This window comes from Pseudoalteromonas sp. BDTF-M6 (genome assembly GCF_018334135.1).
In the GTDB taxonomy this organism is placed as follows: Bacteria; Pseudomonadota; Gammaproteobacteria; order Enterobacterales; family Alteromonadaceae; genus Pseudoalteromonas.
On record NZ_JAGXTQ010000001.1, the window covers coordinates 586,956 to 601,542 of the forward strand.

The following is a 14,587-nucleotide window of genomic DNA, read 5'->3' on the forward strand; positions in this document are numbered from 1 at the left end:
ATAATGCAATCGATACGATTAAGCTAGTTTAGCAAGAATCGCATTGAAAGTATTGCTTGGACGCATAGCTTTGAACGCAAGCTCTTCATTTGGCTGGTAGTAACCGCCGATATCCATGCTTGGACCTTGAGCGTCGTTTAGCTCTTTAATGATGGTCTGCTCGTTCTCGCGAAGTAGCGCCGCTACCTCGGTAAAGCGAGCTTTAAGATCTGCATCCTGGTCTTGTGCCGCAAGTGCTTCAGCCCAGAACAGCGTTAGGTAGAAGTGGCTACCACGGTTATCAATTTCACCCACTTTACGTGATGGTGACTTGTTCTCGTCAAGGAACTTAGCCGTTGCTTGATCCAGTGTATCAGCAAGTACTTGCGCTTTGGCATTGTTAGTGCGTGCGCTCAGGTGCTCGTAAGATGCAGCTAGAGCAAGGAATTCACCTAAAGAATCCCAACGTAGGTGGTTCTCTTTTTGGAACTGTTGCACGTGCTTAGGAGCACTACCGCCCGCACCAGTTTCGAATAGACCACCACCGTTCATTAGCGGCACGATAGATAGCATCTTCGCACTGGTACCCAGCTCAAGAATTGGGAATAGGTCAGTTAGGTAGTCACGCAGTACGTTACCTGTTACTGAAATTGTGTCCTTACCTTCTTTGATGCGCTCAAGTGAGAACTTAGTCGCTGCAATTGGGTCAAGGATATGGATTTCCAGGCCTGTTGTGTCATGCTGTGGCAGATAGGCGTTAACCTTTTTGATAAGCTCGGCATCGTGTGCGCGCTCTTCGTTTAGCCAAAATACTGCTGGTGTGTTTGTCGCACGGGCACGGTTAACGGCAAGCTTAACCCAGTCTTGGATAGGTGCGTCTTTCACCTGACACATACGCCAGATGTCACCGGCTTCAACGTCATGCTCGATAAGCACATTGTCGTTGGCATCAACAACACGTACCTTACCGGCACTTTTGATTTCAAACGTTTTATCGTGTGAACCGTATTCTTCTGCTTTCTGTGCCATTAGGCCCACGTTAGGTACGCTGCCCATGGTGCTTGGATCGAATGCGCCATGCTCTTTACAGAATTCAACGGTCGCATCGTATACGCCAGAGTAGCAACGATCTGGAATTACGAAAGCCGTGTCTTGTAGCTGACCGTCGGCATTCCACATTTGACCAGAAGAGCGGATGGCCGCAGGCATAGAGGCATCGATGATCACGTCGCTTGGTACGTGCAGGTTAGTGATACCACGGTCTGAGTCTACCATGGCAACCGCTGGACGCTGCTCGTATACCGCCATGATGTCGGCTTCGATTTCTTTGCGCTTGGCTTCGTCCAGGTTTTCGATGCGAGCGTATACATCACCGATACCGTTATTTACATCAACACCTAGCTCTTCAAATAGGGCACCGTGCTTAGCGAATACATCTTTGTAGAAGACTTTAACCGCGTGACCGAAGATGATTGGGTCAGAAACCTTCATCATGGTGGCTTTCATGTGCAATGAGAACAAGATGCCTTGTGCTTTAGCAGCGTCGATTTGCTCGGCGATAAAGGCTTGAAGCTTAGATGCACTCATGCAAGAACCGTCGATGATTTCGCCATCTAACAGTTTTACTTCCGGCTTCAATACCGTGATGTCACCGTTAGTTGCGACGTGTTCGATACGTACGCTGGTTGCTTTTTCAACGGTCACCGATTTTTCAGAACCGAAGAAGTCGCCGTCCGTCATTGACGCGACGCGAGACTGAGAGTCTTTGCTCCATTTACCCATTGAATGTGGGTTTTTACGGGCATAGGCTTTTACCGATGCTGGTGCGCGACGGTCTGAGTTACCTTCACGTAAAACCGGGTTTACCGCACTGCCTTTAATTTTGTCATAACGAGCTTTAACGTCTTCTTCTTGCTCGTTTTTAGGCTCATCTGGGTAGTTAGGAAGCGCATAACCCTGGGCCTGTAATTCTTTAATAGCCGCTTTAAGCTGCGGGATTGAAGCACTGATATTAGGAAGCTTGATGATGTTCGCTTCTGGCGTCTTAGCCAATTCGCCTAATTCGGCAAGCGCGTCGCCAATACGCTGGTCTTCGTTTAAAAACTCAGGGAATACGGCAATGATACGGCCGGCAAGAGAGATATCGCGAGTTTCTACATCGATACCGGCAACGTTTGAAACTGCTTCGATTACAGGAAGCAAAGAATAGGTAGCCAGAGCTGGCGCCTCATCAGTCTTGGTGTAAATGATTTTCGAGGTCATTTTGTGTCCTAATTTATCGTTGTGTATTATCGGCCTAGGTAAAAATTTCACCTAAATTAGCCGACATTTGCTGTCACTGCGGTGCAGTGTATCAAGCAAAAGAGAAAAGCTCCATTCAACTTAAGGTTAGGGCGAATGTTAAAATTTCAAGTATAGTTTACAAAATGGACGGAAACTTTACGTTGCGACGTGCAAATTCATGGGGATAGGGAAGGGATCAAAGCGAGCTAGTTACTGCATAAGCTCGCTCTTAGACGTGACCGAACAGCTAGGCTGTTACTGCAAAACGCTCACTATTTACCGACTAAACGCCTTCGGAGCCATCAGTGGGTAGAATGTTTGTGGCGTGTAGACCCTTGGGGCCTTGTTGCAGTTCGAAGGTTACATCCTGGCCAGCTTTTAATGTTTTGTATCCATCCATCTTAATGGTTGAGTAGTGCGCAAAGATGTCTTCCTCACTGCCTACTTCCTGGATAAAACCGAACCCTTTGGCATTGTTGAACCATTTGACTTTTCCACAAGCCATACTTCTACATCCTTCTATAAGTTGACTAATTTAGTTAATCTAAACCTGATAGTTTGATAGACTGGCTAATAGATAGACAGCCCAAATCTGACTGTAGTTTATTTGCCCATTCAGTCAAGTTTTTTGTGCATTTTTTTAACAGTTTATTTATTTTTGATTTCGGGTTTGCTTGAGATCTACAGAGAAGACTATATTTATTTATGAGTGGAATGAAAGATTCTGGTGTTGTAGAGCGCAGCCGTGACGAGCAGAAGCAAAAGTTACAGCCGCCGCGCAAATATAAGGTGATACTCAACAACGACGACTACACACCAATGGACTTTGTTATCGAAGTTTTAATGACTTTTTTCAATATGGATAGCGAAAGAGCAACAGACGTTATGCTCAAAGTTCACCATGAGGGTAAAGCGGTATGCGGTATCTATCCTGCAGATATTGCCCACACCAAAACCGAGCAGGTTAATCGCTATGCCAGAGAGCATGAGCATCCGCTGCTTTGTAGTTGTGAGCAGGAATAACGAGTTTTTCAGTTTTGGGGGTTGCCAATGCTAAATAAAGATCTTGAAATTACTTTAAACGATGCGTTTAAAGAAGCCCGCACCCGTCGTCATGAATTTATGACGGTCGAGCATTTATTGCTGGCGCTATTGGATAACCCATCGGCCAACGAGGCCTTAATCGCCTGCGGTTCGGACCTGGCGCTGTTGCGTACCGAGTTGTCTGAATTTATCGATGAAACCACGCCGGTTATATCTGACCTTGAGCAAGAGCGTGAGACTCAGCCAACTTTGGGTTTTCAACGTGTTTTACAGCGCGCCGTGTTTCATGTGCAGTCGTCCGGTAAAAATGAAGTAACCGGCGTCAACGTGCTCGTGGCGATTTTCTCCGAACAAGAAAGTCAGGCCGTTTATTTACTTAAAAAGCATGACGTAAACCGTCTTGATATCGTCAACTTCATCTCCCACGGCATTTCACGCGCCGATGATGAGAATGAACATATCGACGACCATGAGGAAATTTCCGAAGAGTTGGTCGGCGACGCCAGCGAAGAGCAAAATATTCTTGATAAGTATACGACCAACCTCAACGTCGAGGCGCAAAGGGGGTCTGTTGATCCACTTATTGGCCGCGATCAGGAAGTTGAGCGTACGGTCCAGGTATTGTGTCGTCGTAAAAAGAATAACCCCTTACTGGTGGGTGAAGCCGGGGTGGGTAAAACAGCGATTGCCGAGGGGCTTGCGTATCGTATCGTGAATAACGAGGTACCCGAAGTCATCGCCGATGGCGTGGTGTACTCGCTGGATATGGGCGCCTTGTTAGCCGGCACCAAATACCGCGGTGATTTTGAAAAACGCTTAAAGAGCCTGCTTAAACAGTTGCAACAGCAACAGGGAGCCATTCTCTTTATCGATGAAATTCACACCATTATCGGAGCCGGAGCGGCCTCGGGTGGGGTGATGGATGCCTCAAACCTGATCAAACCTTTGTTATCAAGTGGCCAGTTACGCTGTATGGGGTCGACCACCTATAACGAATTTAAGAATATTTTCGAAAAAGACCGTGCCTTGGTGCGTCGCTTCCAGAAAATCGACATCAATGAGCCAAGTGTCGATGACACCACGAAAATTCTTAACGGTTTAAAAGAGCGCTACGAAGAGCACCACGGCATTCGCTATACGCAAAAAGCACTGCGCGCGGCGGCCGAATTAAGTGCCAAGTATATTAACGAGCGTCATTTACCGGACAAGGCCATCGACGTGATCGATGAAGCAGGCGCCAATCAGCGCCTGCAGCCTGTGTCCAAGCGTAAGAAAACCATCAATGTGGCCGATATTGAGCAAATTATCGCTAAGATTGCCCGTATTCCACAGCAGAGCGTTTCTTCGTCCGATAAGGAAGTGTTGAAGAATCTGGACCGCAACCTCAAGATGTTGGTGTTTGGTCAGGATCAGTCTATCGACGCCTTATCATCGGCCATTCGCTTGTCCCGTTCCGGGTTAGCCAATGAAGACAAACCGGTAGGTTCATTCCTGTTCGCCGGTCCTACCGGGGTGGGTAAAACCGAGGTCACCAAGCAGCTGGCCAAATGCATGGGCATCGAGTTTTTGCGCTTCGATATGTCCGAATACATGGAGCGTCATGCTATCAGTCGTTTGATCGGCGCGCCTCCGGGCTACGTAGGGTATGAGCAGGGTGGTTTGTTGACCGATGCGGTGATCAAGCATCCTCACGCGGTGGTCTTACTCGATGAAATCGAAAAGGCGCACAGTGATATTTACAACATTCTGCTGCAGGTGATGGATCACGGTACACTGACGGATAACAATGGCCGTAAGGCCGACTTCCGTAATGTGGTACTGGTATTAACCACCAATGCCGGGGTGCAGGAAACGGTGAAAAACAGCATCGGCTTTGCCGATCAGGATTCCTCCTTTGATGCCATGAGCGAGATCAACAAGGTGTTTTCACCTGAATTTAGAAACCGTCTTGATAACATTATCTGGTTCAATCACCTGGATAGTAACGTTATCTTGCAGGTGGTGGATAAATTCCTGGTTGAACTGCAAGCCCAGCTTGATAAAAAGTCGGTCAATTTGGAGTTGAGTGAAGCAGCTCGTCGCTGGCTGGCTGAAAAAGGCTATGACAAGGCGATGGGTGCACGTCCCATGGCCCGGGTTATTCAGGAGCAATTGAAAAAGCCGTTGGCCAATGAAATTCTCTTTGGCAGCCTGGTCGATGGTGGCGATGTTCAGGTGGATGTCGATACCGACAATGATCGCTTGGCTTTCACCTATGCGGCCCAATTAAGCCCGGCCTAACAATGTAGCGTTAGGTTAAATCGGATAACAAAAAGCCCAGCAGTTGCTGGGCTTTTTGCTAAATCGGCTTAGCGTGCACGCATATTAACGAGCACGGAAAACGATACGGCCTTTTGATAGATCGTAAGGCGTAAGTTCCACTGTTACTTTATCGCCAGTTAAAATACGAATGTAGTTTTTACGCATTTTACCGGAAATGTGAGCCACAACCACGTGACCATTCTCAAGCTCTACACGGAACATTGTATTAGGCAAGGTTTCTAGTACCGTACCTTGCATTTCAATTACGTCTTCTTTCGCCATATCTAGCGTAACACCTCTGTGATAGTTAAACGCATGGGATTGTGCCGAAAAGCAACGGATAAGTAAAGCCAAGGCACTGAATTTGTCGATTTTACAGGCAAATTACATCTTCCCAATGATTATTGCGCAGTTGTTGTGCCGGTAAGTACTGCAGCTTGTATCGCATCTTGCGACATTGGTCTATTTGATAGCCAAGATACAGGTAGCGCTTGCCCCAATCCGCAGCCAATTGGATCTGTTTGATAATCATCACGCTACCAAGGCTTAATTGCTCATAATCCGGGTCGAAAAAGGTATAAATGGCCGATAATGAATGGGCCATCACATCGGTCACCGCCACGGCGATCAGCTTGTCTCTGTCCCAAAGCTCAATAAAGTCGATATCCATCCAGTGACAAAACAAAAAGCTGTCAAATTGTGAGCGCTGCGGCGGATACATGGTGCCGTCGCTATGGCGGGCATTAATGTAGCGTTCGTACAAAGGATAATAGTCGGCTTTTTCACGTTTACTGATGCGAACATGGAAGTCTTTGGCCTTGGCTATGAGGCGTTTTTGTGAGCGGCTTGGCGTATAATGGGGCGCTAACACCCGCACCGCCTGACAGGCATTGCAGGTGGGACAATGAGGCCGGTAAATCTGCTCGCCACTGCGTCTAAAACCTTGTTTTAATAGGGCTTCAAATCCGTTTGGACTGTAACAAATAGGGTCTAGTATAACCAGTAATTGCTCTTCCTGAGCGGCCAAGTAGCTACAAGGAAAACGCTGACTTAGGCCGATTTTAATCGGAAGGTGTTGCGTCATAAGGAGTCTCTAACTGCCGAGCTTGCCAAAACGACAAGTCTATCGACTGATGGTTACTTTCCTTTAGTTTAGTCAAAAATTGCTGGCGTGACAGCGCCTTTGCCCCTAATTGCGCAAGGTAGGGATTCATTAGCTGACAATCGATAAAGGCGCCATTATTGGCCTTGAGTAATTCAACCAGCGCCCACATGGCGAGCTTGGAGCACTCCGGCACACGAAAGAACATCGACTCACCACAGAAAACCCGTGACTGCATAATCCCGTACAAGCCACCAACCAGGCTATCGCCTTGCCATACTTCAACACTGTGTGCCAAGCCGTTTTCATGGGCGTGAATATAGGCTTGCTCCATGGCATCGGTGATCCAGGTGCCTTCGGTGTCTTGGCGCTGCATCTTGCAGGCATGTATGACATCGGTAAAACAGGTATTGATAGTCACTCGGGTGTTGAGGCGACGTGCTGCCTTTTTAAGGCTGCGACTGACATGAAATTCATCCAGCTCTATGATGGCGCGCTCACTTGGCGACCACCACATGAGCGGCTCACCTTCACTGTACCAGGGAAAAATACCTTGTTGATAGGCCTGTTGCAGGCGTGCAAGCGATAAACATCCGCCTATGGCAAGTAAACCATCGGGTTGGGTCAGGGCGGTGTTGGGGTCGGGGAAACCATCGGCAACGCTGCCAAGGTAATGCAAATATTGAGTCATAAAAGCTGGGGTTTAAGGTCTTTACCCTAAACCCCATTTATCTTACTTAAGGTTATCTAAGTAACGTTCGGCATCAAGTGCCGCCATACAACCTGTACCGGCTGAGGTAATAGCCTGACGGTAGATGTGATCCGATACATCACCAGCGGCAAACACGCCTTCAATGCTGGTTTGAGTAGCATTGCCGTTTAGGCCTGACTCAACAACTAGGTAGCCGTCTTTCATTTCTAATTGGCCTTGGAACATGTCGGTGTTTGGCTTGTGACCAATAGCGATGAATACGCCGGCTAGATCAAGCTCCTCGGTCGCATCAGACTGGCTGTCTTTCATGCGCAGGCCGGTTACACCCATCTCGTCACCCAGTACTTCGTCAAGCGTGCGGTTCCAGTGAATAGTCACGTTGCCGTTTTCTGCTTTTTCTAACAGACGGTCCGATAGGATTTTCTCACTGCGGAAACTGTCGCGGCGGTGGATCACATGCACTTCAGAGGCAATGTTAGATAGGTAAAGGGCCTCTTCAACGGCGGTATTACCACCACCGACAACGGCTACTTTTTGGTTCTTGTAGAAGAAGCCATCACAGGTTGCACAGGCAGACACACCACGACCCTGGAATGCAGTCTCTGATTCTAAGCCTAGGTATTTCGCCGACGCACCGGTGGCGATGATCAAAGCATCGGCGGTGTAAGTGCCACTGTCACCTTTAAGCTCGAACGGGCGCACATTCAGGTTTACTTCGTTGATGTGGTCAAACACGATCTCCGTTTCGAAGCGCTCGGCGTGTTCTTTCATGCGCTCCATCAACGCTGGGCCTGTCAAACCGTGGGCATCACCGGGCCAGTTTTCAACTTCGGTCGTGGTGGTCAACTGACCGCCTTGTTGAATACCGGTTACCAATACCGGATTTAGGTTTGCACGGGCAGCGTAAACGGCGGCTGTGTAGCCAGCGGGGCCTGAGCCAAGGATAAGTAACTTACAGTGTTTGGCGCTCATAATACTTCTCAATTAATTTATAGAATTAGGTTATGCGGGTGATTCTAAGAAAAACAATCCATATGTAAATAAAATTACGAATTTTCCATTTGCATAAATACTTAAGCTGTCAAAATAACTGTACTGTGTGATTAAGCAGCAAATAGCGACGGCCTAAACGTTATTTCATGACCTTAGATATTTTTTTTGCTATGTTCTAGGCAAATAAAAACTCGCCAACAGCGCCAAGCCGGCGGCGAAGCAGAAAAATAAGGGCCTTATGTATTTTTGGCAACATCAAGCAGGCTATGGCCTCGAACAACAAGATATAGACATACTACTTGATGCAAAAAGCTATCGAACCAAGCTACTTGAGCTGATCGCAAATGCGAAACGCCGTATCTACATCACTGCGTTATATCTGCAAGATGATGAAGCGGGACGTGAAATTCTAGCGGCCCTGCACACAGCCTCGCGTAATAACCCTGATTTAGAAGTAAAGGTACTGGTCGATTTTCATCGTGCCCAACGAGGTCTTATTGGCGCCGCGGCCAGCGAAGGCAATGCCGCCTTGTATCTGAGCGCTCTTGAACAACATCAATCCAATGTTCAGGTCTATGGTGTGCCAGTCAAGGCCAAAGAGTTATTTGGTGTACTTCACCTAAAAGGTTTTGTAATCGATGATACCTTGCTTTATAGCGGTGCCAGCCTTAATAATGTCTACCTGCAGTACTTCGATAAATATCGCCTCGACCGTTATTTCTTGGTACGCCAACCTCAGCTATGCGATGCCTTTGTCGAATTTACCGAAAGCACCTTGCTGGCCAGCGAAGCGGTGCCGCGTCTTGATACCAGACCCATACCCAAATTTATCGATATCAAGGGCGCTCATCGTCAACTCGTTAAGGCACTCAAAAAAGCCAGTTATGCGCTTGCCAACAATGAGGACGAGGGCGACTTAACGGTGCGACCCTTTATCGGCTTAGGGCGCAGAAATAACAAGCTCAATCGTCTGATAAAGCAGCTGTTCGATATCACCGAGCAGGAATTGGTACTTTACACCCCTTATTTTAATTTCCCGACGCCTCTGTTACGCGCTTTGCGCCGACTTTTACGCCAAGGTAAGCAGATCACCATAGTCGTTGGCGATAAAACCGCCAATGATTTTTATATTCCACCCGAGGAAAAGTTTTCCAAGGTCGGGGCGCTGCCATACTTATACGAAACCATTTTGGCTAAATTTTTAAAAACGCAGCAGCGTTATGTAGAGGCCGGCAACCTGAATGTGTACTTGTGGAAGCACGATAATAACTCGTTTCACCTCAAGGGTATTTGTTCTGATAACCGCTACCATCTGCTGAGCGGCCATAACCTTAATCCCAGAGCCTGGGGCCTGGACATCGAAAATGGCATTTTTATCGATGATAAAAAAGGGCAAATCAGCGATGCGGTAGCACAAGAAAAAGCGGCGATCATGGCCCATTGTACGCGCTTGCAAAGCTACACCGAGCTTGAGCAACTAGGCGATTACCCTGAGCCGGTGCAAAAGATATTGGGTCAGGCCAAACGGGTAAAGGTCGACTTTATTATTAAGCGCTTTATTTAAAATAAAAAACCCGCCAATTGGCGGGTTTTTTGTGAACACTAACTAGAAATTATAGTGTTTCAACGGCAGTGCGTGGGTCAACATATTCCATGTTGAACGCTTCTGCTACTTCTTTGTAAGTTACCTTACCCTTGATCACGTTCAAGCCTTCTAGGAAATGCTTGTCTTCAAGTAGCGCTTGCTTGTAGCCCTTGTTTGCTAGCTTGATGATGTAAGGTAATGTTGCGTTGTTAAGCGCGAACGTAGAAGTACGTGGTACAGCGCCTGGCATGTTAGCAACACAGTAGTGAACAACGTCATCAACGATGTAGGTAGGCTCATCGTGCGTAGTCGGCTTAGAAGTCGCGATACAACCACCTTGGTCGATTGCTACGTCTACGATAGCGGCACCTGGCTTCATCGCTTTGATGTGCTCGGCAGTTACTAGCTTAGGCGCAGCAGCACCTGGGATAAGTACGCCACCGATCACTAGGTCGGCATCAATAACGTGCTTCTCAAGGGCATCAGCAGTTGAGTAAACAACTTTAGCCAGTGAGCCAAACTGTGCGTTAAGGCTGCGTAGTACGTCGATGTTACGGTCAAGGATGGTTACGTCAGCACCCAGGCCAACAGCCATTTGCGCTGCGTTACGACCAACCATACCACCACCGATAACTACAACCTTCGCAGGCTCAACACCAGGAACGCCACCAAGAAGCATACCAAGACCTTGCTTAGACTTTTCTAGCGCCTGAGCACCGGCTTGGATTGACATACGGCCAGCTACTTCTGACATAGGTGCTAGTAGCGGTAGACCACCTTTAGCGTCGGTTACTGTTTCGTAAGCGATACAGATCGCGCCACTTTTCACTAGGTCTTCTGTTTGTGGAAGATCCGGTGCTAGGTGCAGGTAAGTGAATAGGATTTGATCTTCACGTAGCATCGCACGCTCAACGGCTTGCGGCTCTTTTACTTTGATGATCATTTCAGCTTGAGCAAAAATCTCAGCTGCAGTTGGCAAGATTTTAGCGCCAACTTCAATATAGTCTTCGTCGGTAAAGCCAATACCTAAGCCCGCGTTGGTTTCAACGATCACTTCGTGACCGTGGTTGATCAGCTCGCGTGCGCTCGCTGGGATCATGCCCACACGGTACTCGTGGTTTTTAATCTCTTTTGGTACACCGATAATCATAAGTAACTATACCTTTTTTGAACGGAAAAATTTTTCACTATTGTACATATGGCTAAATAGTGTGTCTCACTATTTTGCAATCTACAGCCAGTGTATTACACTTTATTAATTCTAAATTCAGTGCAATTAACTATTATCAAATATGCATCAACAACTCGATAGAATCGACCGTAAAATTTTAGTCGAATTACAGCGCGATGGCCGTATTTCTAACGTTGAACTGGCCAAGCGCATTGGCTTGAGTGCGACTCCGTGTTTAGAGCGAGTAAAAAAGCTGGAACGCGAGGGGTATATCCGTGGCTATAAGGCGGTGGTTGACCCTGCCAAACTAGGTCAGGGCTTATTGGTGTATGTCGAGGTGACCATTACCAAGACCTCGCCGGATGTGTTTGACGAATTTAACCAGGCGGTGAGAAAGCACGACGAGATCGTCGAGTGCCATTTGGTGTCCGGTAATTTTGACTTCCTACTGAAGACACGGGTAACGGATATGTCTGAATACCGTCAGGTGCTTGGCGACATACTTTTAAAGTTGCCAAACATCAGCGAGAGCCGGACCTATGTGGTGATGGAGGAGGTGAAAGGCGAAGAGGCCTTGATCATCCGCCCTCAGGTGCCCCAATAGAGGCGTAAAGCCTAGGTTGGAATTACAATTACTGATTATAAACCCAGTGCATCTTGTGCTTAGAATTGGTAAGGTAAGGGTATTGCGCTGAAGTACCTAGATAAATAATAAGGATAATGGAATATGCGCCTAAATGGTGTACAAAGACTGCTTGAGACGGGCTTAATCATAAGCACCGCCTTTGCCATTTTTATATTATGCGCACTCATCAGTTTCGATCCTGCCGACCCCTCGTGGTCGCAAACCGGCGAATTTGTCGATGTAAAAAACATTACCGGCACCGCTGGCGCCTGGTTAGCCGATATTCTTCTCTTTAGTTTTGGCTGGTTGGCATTTTTAGTGCCCGCCGGCGTACAGTTATTTGGTTATTTTGCCTTTAAACGCCCTCACCAGGTGTTACGTTTAGACTATATCACCTTGGCTTTGCGCCTTATCGGCCTGGTGTTGTTTGTGCTAAGTGCCACTGCAATCAGTTCGGTTAATTTTGACGATATTTTTTACTTTTCTTCCGGTGGGGTAGTAGGGGATGTAATCGCCGGCGCCATGATGCCCGCCTTTAATTTTACTGGCACCTCCATTCTTTTATTGTGTTTCTTTTTCGCTGGTCTAACCCTGTTAACCGGTATTTCCTGGGTGCAGTTTGTTGACACCTTGGGCGCCTATGTCATGAAGGCCGGGCTATGGCTTTGGAATTGGTTGCAACGTAAACGTGGCCAGTGGCAAGAGGAATACGACCAAGCCGAATTACAACCGGTCATTGAAGGCAGCGCATCCGAACTGGCCATGATTAAAGAGGTTTCTGCAGATAAAGAATTAACCTCGGACTTAGAAGACAAAAATACCGGCAAACAAAAAGCGGCTTCGCTCTTGGATAAGGCGGCGGCCATGTTTGCACCCGAGCCTCAAGCCGAGGAAAAAGAAGAGCCAGCCTTTATTGGCGATTTAGATACAGCGCAGCGCGCCTCAACGGATCAAAAGACGCAAAGTGCTCAGGCTAACAATCAGCCTGCGCGCCAGCATGCCGCCTTAGATGAGCTCGATGATATTTTTGCCGATGAAATGGCCTTCAGTGCCATCGATGATGAAGGCTTTGATACCGTCGATGCATTAAACGAATTAGACCGCGAGCAGCCGTTAGCGAAAGCTCAGTCGCAGGCGGTGCCAAAGGCCGCACCTCACGAACAGACTCAAACAACGACGAGGGGTGCACCGCGACAGGCACATCAGCCCACACCTGTGAATAACAAGCCGCTGTCTGCGAAAGAAAAGTTTGACCAACTGATGGCCGAGCAGCCCCCCATGGCGCCTTTGCCTTCGCTTGATTTACTTGACCGTCCGGATAAACAAAAGAATCCGATTTCCGAAGAAGAGCTTGAGGCGGTATCGCGTCTGGTCGAAGCCAAGCTACAGGACTTTGGTGTGCAGGCCGCGGTTGTCGGTGTGTACCCGGGCCCCGTGGTCACTCGCTTTGAATTAGACTTGGCGCCGGGCGTAAAAGTGGCGAAGATTTCCGGCCTTGCCAAAGACCTGGCTCGTTCATTATCTGCGGTCAGTGTTCGCGTGGTTGAGGTGATCCCAGGTAAAACCTATGTTGGTCTGGAATTGCCAAATAAACACCGTGAAGTGGTGCGCCTGTCAGAGGTGATTAACGCGCCAAAATTCGAACAAAATAAATCACCACTGACCATGGTGCTGGGTAAGGACATTGCCGGCCAGCCGGTGGTCGCCGATCTGGCTAAAATGCCACACCTGCTTGTGGCCGGTACCACGGGTTCCGGTAAGTCAGTGGGCGTTAATGTGATGATCTTAAGCTTGCTGTATAAGTCGCCGCCGGAAGATGTGCGTCTTATCATGATTGACCCGAAGATGCTTGAGCTGTCGGTGTATGAAGGGATCCCACACCTTCTGTGTGAAGTGGTTACGGATATGAAAGAAGCGGCCAATGCCCTGCGCTGGTGTGTGGGGGAGATGGAGCGCCGCTACAAGCTGATGTCGGCGCTTGGGGTGCGTAACCTTAAGGGTTACAACCAGAAGGTACTCGATGCCAAAGCGGCGGGGGAACCAATTCTCGACCCGCTGTTCAAAGACACAGATGGTATGGCCGATGGCCCGCGAGAGCTTGATAAGTTACCAAGTATCGTAGTGGTGATCGATGAATTCGCCGACATGATGATGATTGTTGGTAAAAAGGTGGAAGAGCTGATTGCGCGTATCGCGCAAAAGGCCCGAGCCGCAGGTATCCACCTGGTGCTGGCTACGCAGCGACCCTCGGTTGATGTAATAACCGGCTTGATAAAAGCGAATATCCCAACCCGTATGGCGTTCCAGGTGTCGTCTAAAATCGACTCGCGCACCATACTCGACCAGCAAGGTGCCGAACACCTGCTGGGTATGGGTGATATGCTCTATCTGCCGCCGGGCACCAGCGTACCTATTCGTGTACATGGCGCGTTTGTCGATGACCACGAGGTGCATGCGGTGGTGAACGATTGGAAGGCGCGAGGCAAACCCAATTATGTGGAAGAAATCCTCAACGGTGATGCGGTGGAAGATGTATTATTGCCAGGCGAAACGCCAGAGGACGAAGATGGCGAGGCCGATCCGCTTTACGATGAAGCCGTGGCCTTTGTTATCGAAAGTGGTCGCGTATCGGTTTCCAGCGTGCAACGTAAACTACGCGTTGGCTATAATCGCGCCGCACGATTGGTTGAGCAAATGGAAATTTCCGGGCTAGTCAGTCCGCCGGGACATAATGGCTCCCGAGAAGTATTGGTGAAGAATAACGCCAATTAATTGCCTGTAATGGAGGTAGT

At 48.3% G+C, this 14,587-nt stretch carries 12 protein-coding genes; 5 read left to right on the top strand and 7 right to left on the bottom strand.

What is annotated here, in order from left to right:
• Positions 1 to 18: 18 nt before the first annotated feature.
• Together KD147_RS02605 and cspD are read right to left on the bottom strand one after the other, a co-directional pair.
• A complete protein-coding gene (locus KD147_RS02605) occupies positions 19 to 2,241 on the bottom strand; it encodes an NADP-dependent isocitrate dehydrogenase (RefSeq protein ID WP_212546786.1) in 2,223 nt (740 codons plus the stop codon).
• 304 nt (positions 2,242 to 2,545) lie between these two features.
• Positions 2,546 to 2,767: a cold shock domain-containing protein CspD gene (gene cspD / locus KD147_RS02610; protein WP_105254134.1), complete on the bottom strand. Its 222-nt coding sequence runs from the start codon at positions 2,765 to 2,767 to the stop codon at positions 2,546 to 2,548.
• Positions 2,768 to 2,967: 200 nt separating this feature from the next.
• On the opposite strand from cspD, the gene clpS reads away from it, so the two are divergent.
• Positions 2,968 to 3,285, top strand: a complete 318-nt coding sequence (gene clpS, locus KD147_RS02615) for an ATP-dependent Clp protease adapter ClpS (RefSeq protein WP_105189777.1) — start codon at positions 2,968 to 2,970, stop codon at positions 3,283 to 3,285.
• A 27-nt stretch (positions 3,286 to 3,312) separates the two neighbouring features.
• Positions 3,313 to 5,586, top strand: coding sequence for an ATP-dependent Clp protease ATP-binding subunit ClpA (gene clpA, locus KD147_RS02620; protein WP_212546787.1), 2,274 nt, complete (start codon positions 3,313 to 3,315; stop codon positions 5,584 to 5,586).
• 84 nt (positions 5,587 to 5,670) lie between these two features.
• Here the strand turns inward: clpA and infA are convergent, their stop codons facing one another.
• The 4 genes from infA to trxB all read right to left on the bottom strand — a co-directional run bounded on the left by infA (position 5,671) and on the right by trxB (position 8,396).
• Complete coding sequence (gene infA / locus KD147_RS02625) at positions 5,671 to 5,889, bottom strand: translation initiation factor IF-1 (RefSeq protein WP_023401681.1); 219 nt, start codon at positions 5,887 to 5,889, stop codon at positions 5,671 to 5,673.
• Positions 5,890 to 5,980: 91 nt separating this feature from the next.
• Positions 5,981 to 6,691 carry an arginyltransferase gene (locus KD147_RS02630; RefSeq protein ID WP_212546788.1) on the bottom strand — a complete coding sequence of 237 codons (711 nt, stop codon included), beginning with the start codon at positions 6,689 to 6,691 and terminating at the stop codon, positions 5,981 to 5,983.
• Positions 6,669 to 7,400, bottom strand: coding sequence for a leucyl/phenylalanyl-tRNA--protein transferase (gene aat / locus KD147_RS02635; RefSeq protein WP_212546789.1), 732 nt, complete (start codon positions 7,398 to 7,400; stop codon positions 6,669 to 6,671). The genes KD147_RS02630 and aat overlap by 23 nt, the downstream gene beginning before the upstream one ends.
• 42 nt (positions 7,401 to 7,442) lie before the next feature.
• Entirely contained in the window at positions 7,443 to 8,396 is a 954-nt protein-coding gene (trxB, locus tag KD147_RS02640) for a thioredoxin-disulfide reductase (RefSeq protein ID WP_105190247.1), read from the bottom strand.
• Between the two features lie 256 nt (positions 8,397 to 8,652).
• On the opposite strand from trxB, the gene pssA reads away from it, so the two are divergent.
• Positions 8,653 to 9,978: a CDP-diacylglycerol--serine O-phosphatidyltransferase gene (pssA, locus tag KD147_RS02645; RefSeq protein WP_212546790.1), complete on the top strand. Its 1,326-nt coding sequence runs from the start codon at positions 8,653 to 8,655 to the stop codon at positions 9,976 to 9,978.
• A gap of 49 nt (positions 9,979 to 10,027) precedes the next feature.
• Here pssA and ald read toward each other — a convergent pair whose 3' ends face one another.
• A complete protein-coding gene (ald, locus tag KD147_RS02650) occupies positions 10,028 to 11,149 on the bottom strand; it encodes an alanine dehydrogenase (RefSeq protein ID WP_212546791.1) in 1,122 nt (373 codons plus the stop codon).
• Between the two features lie 142 nt (positions 11,150 to 11,291).
• Here ald and lrp point away from each other — a divergent pair, with 142 nt between their 5' ends.
• Both lrp and KD147_RS02660 read left to right on the top strand, forming a co-directional pair.
• A complete protein-coding gene (lrp, locus tag KD147_RS02655) occupies positions 11,292 to 11,774 on the top strand; it encodes a leucine-responsive transcriptional regulator Lrp (RefSeq protein WP_212546792.1) in 483 nt (160 codons plus the stop codon).
• A gap of 123 nt (positions 11,775 to 11,897) precedes the next feature.
• Positions 11,898 to 14,567 (top strand): DNA translocase FtsK, encoded by a 2,670-nt coding sequence (locus tag KD147_RS02660; RefSeq protein WP_212546793.1) that lies wholly within the window; start codon positions 11,898 to 11,900, stop codon positions 14,565 to 14,567.
• Positions 14,568 to 14,587 lie beyond the last annotated feature (20 nt).

Bases quoted from the DNA above. Each gene is read 5' to 3' on its own strand.
- clpS (WP_105189777.1), top strand. From the start codon at position 2,968: ATGAGTGGAATGAAAGATTCTGGTGTTGTAGAGCGCAGCCGTGACGAG.
- pssA (WP_212546790.1), top strand. From the start codon at position 8,653: ATGTATTTTTGGCAACATCAAGCAGGCTATGGCCTCGAACAACAAGAT.
- clpA (WP_212546787.1), top strand. From the start codon at position 3,313: ATGCTAAATAAAGATCTTGAAATTACTTTAAACGATGCGTTTAAAGAA.
- KD147_RS02605 (WP_212546786.1), bottom strand. From the start codon at position 2,241: ATGACCTCGAAAATCATTTACACCAAGACTGATGAGGCGCCAGCTCTG.
- KD147_RS02630 (WP_212546788.1), bottom strand. From the start codon at position 6,691: ATGACGCAACACCTTCCGATTAAAATCGGCCTAAGTCAGCGTTTTCCT.
- lrp (WP_212546792.1), top strand. From the start codon at position 11,292: ATGCATCAACAACTCGATAGAATCGACCGTAAAATTTTAGTCGAATTA.
- KD147_RS02660 (WP_212546793.1), top strand. From the start codon at position 11,898: ATGCGCCTAAATGGTGTACAAAGACTGCTTGAGACGGGCTTAATCATA.
- infA (WP_023401681.1), bottom strand. From the start codon at position 5,889: ATGGCGAAAGAAGACGTAATTGAAATGCAAGGTACGGTACTAGAAACC.
- cspD (WP_105254134.1), bottom strand. From the start codon at position 2,767: ATGGCTTGTGGAAAAGTCAAATGGTTCAACAATGCCAAAGGGTTCGGT.
- aat (WP_212546789.1), bottom strand. From the start codon at position 7,400: ATGACTCAATATTTGCATTACCTTGGCAGCGTTGCCGATGGTTTCCCC.
- ald (WP_212546791.1), bottom strand. From the start codon at position 11,149: ATGATTATCGGTGTACCAAAAGAGATTAAAAACCACGAGTACCGTGTG.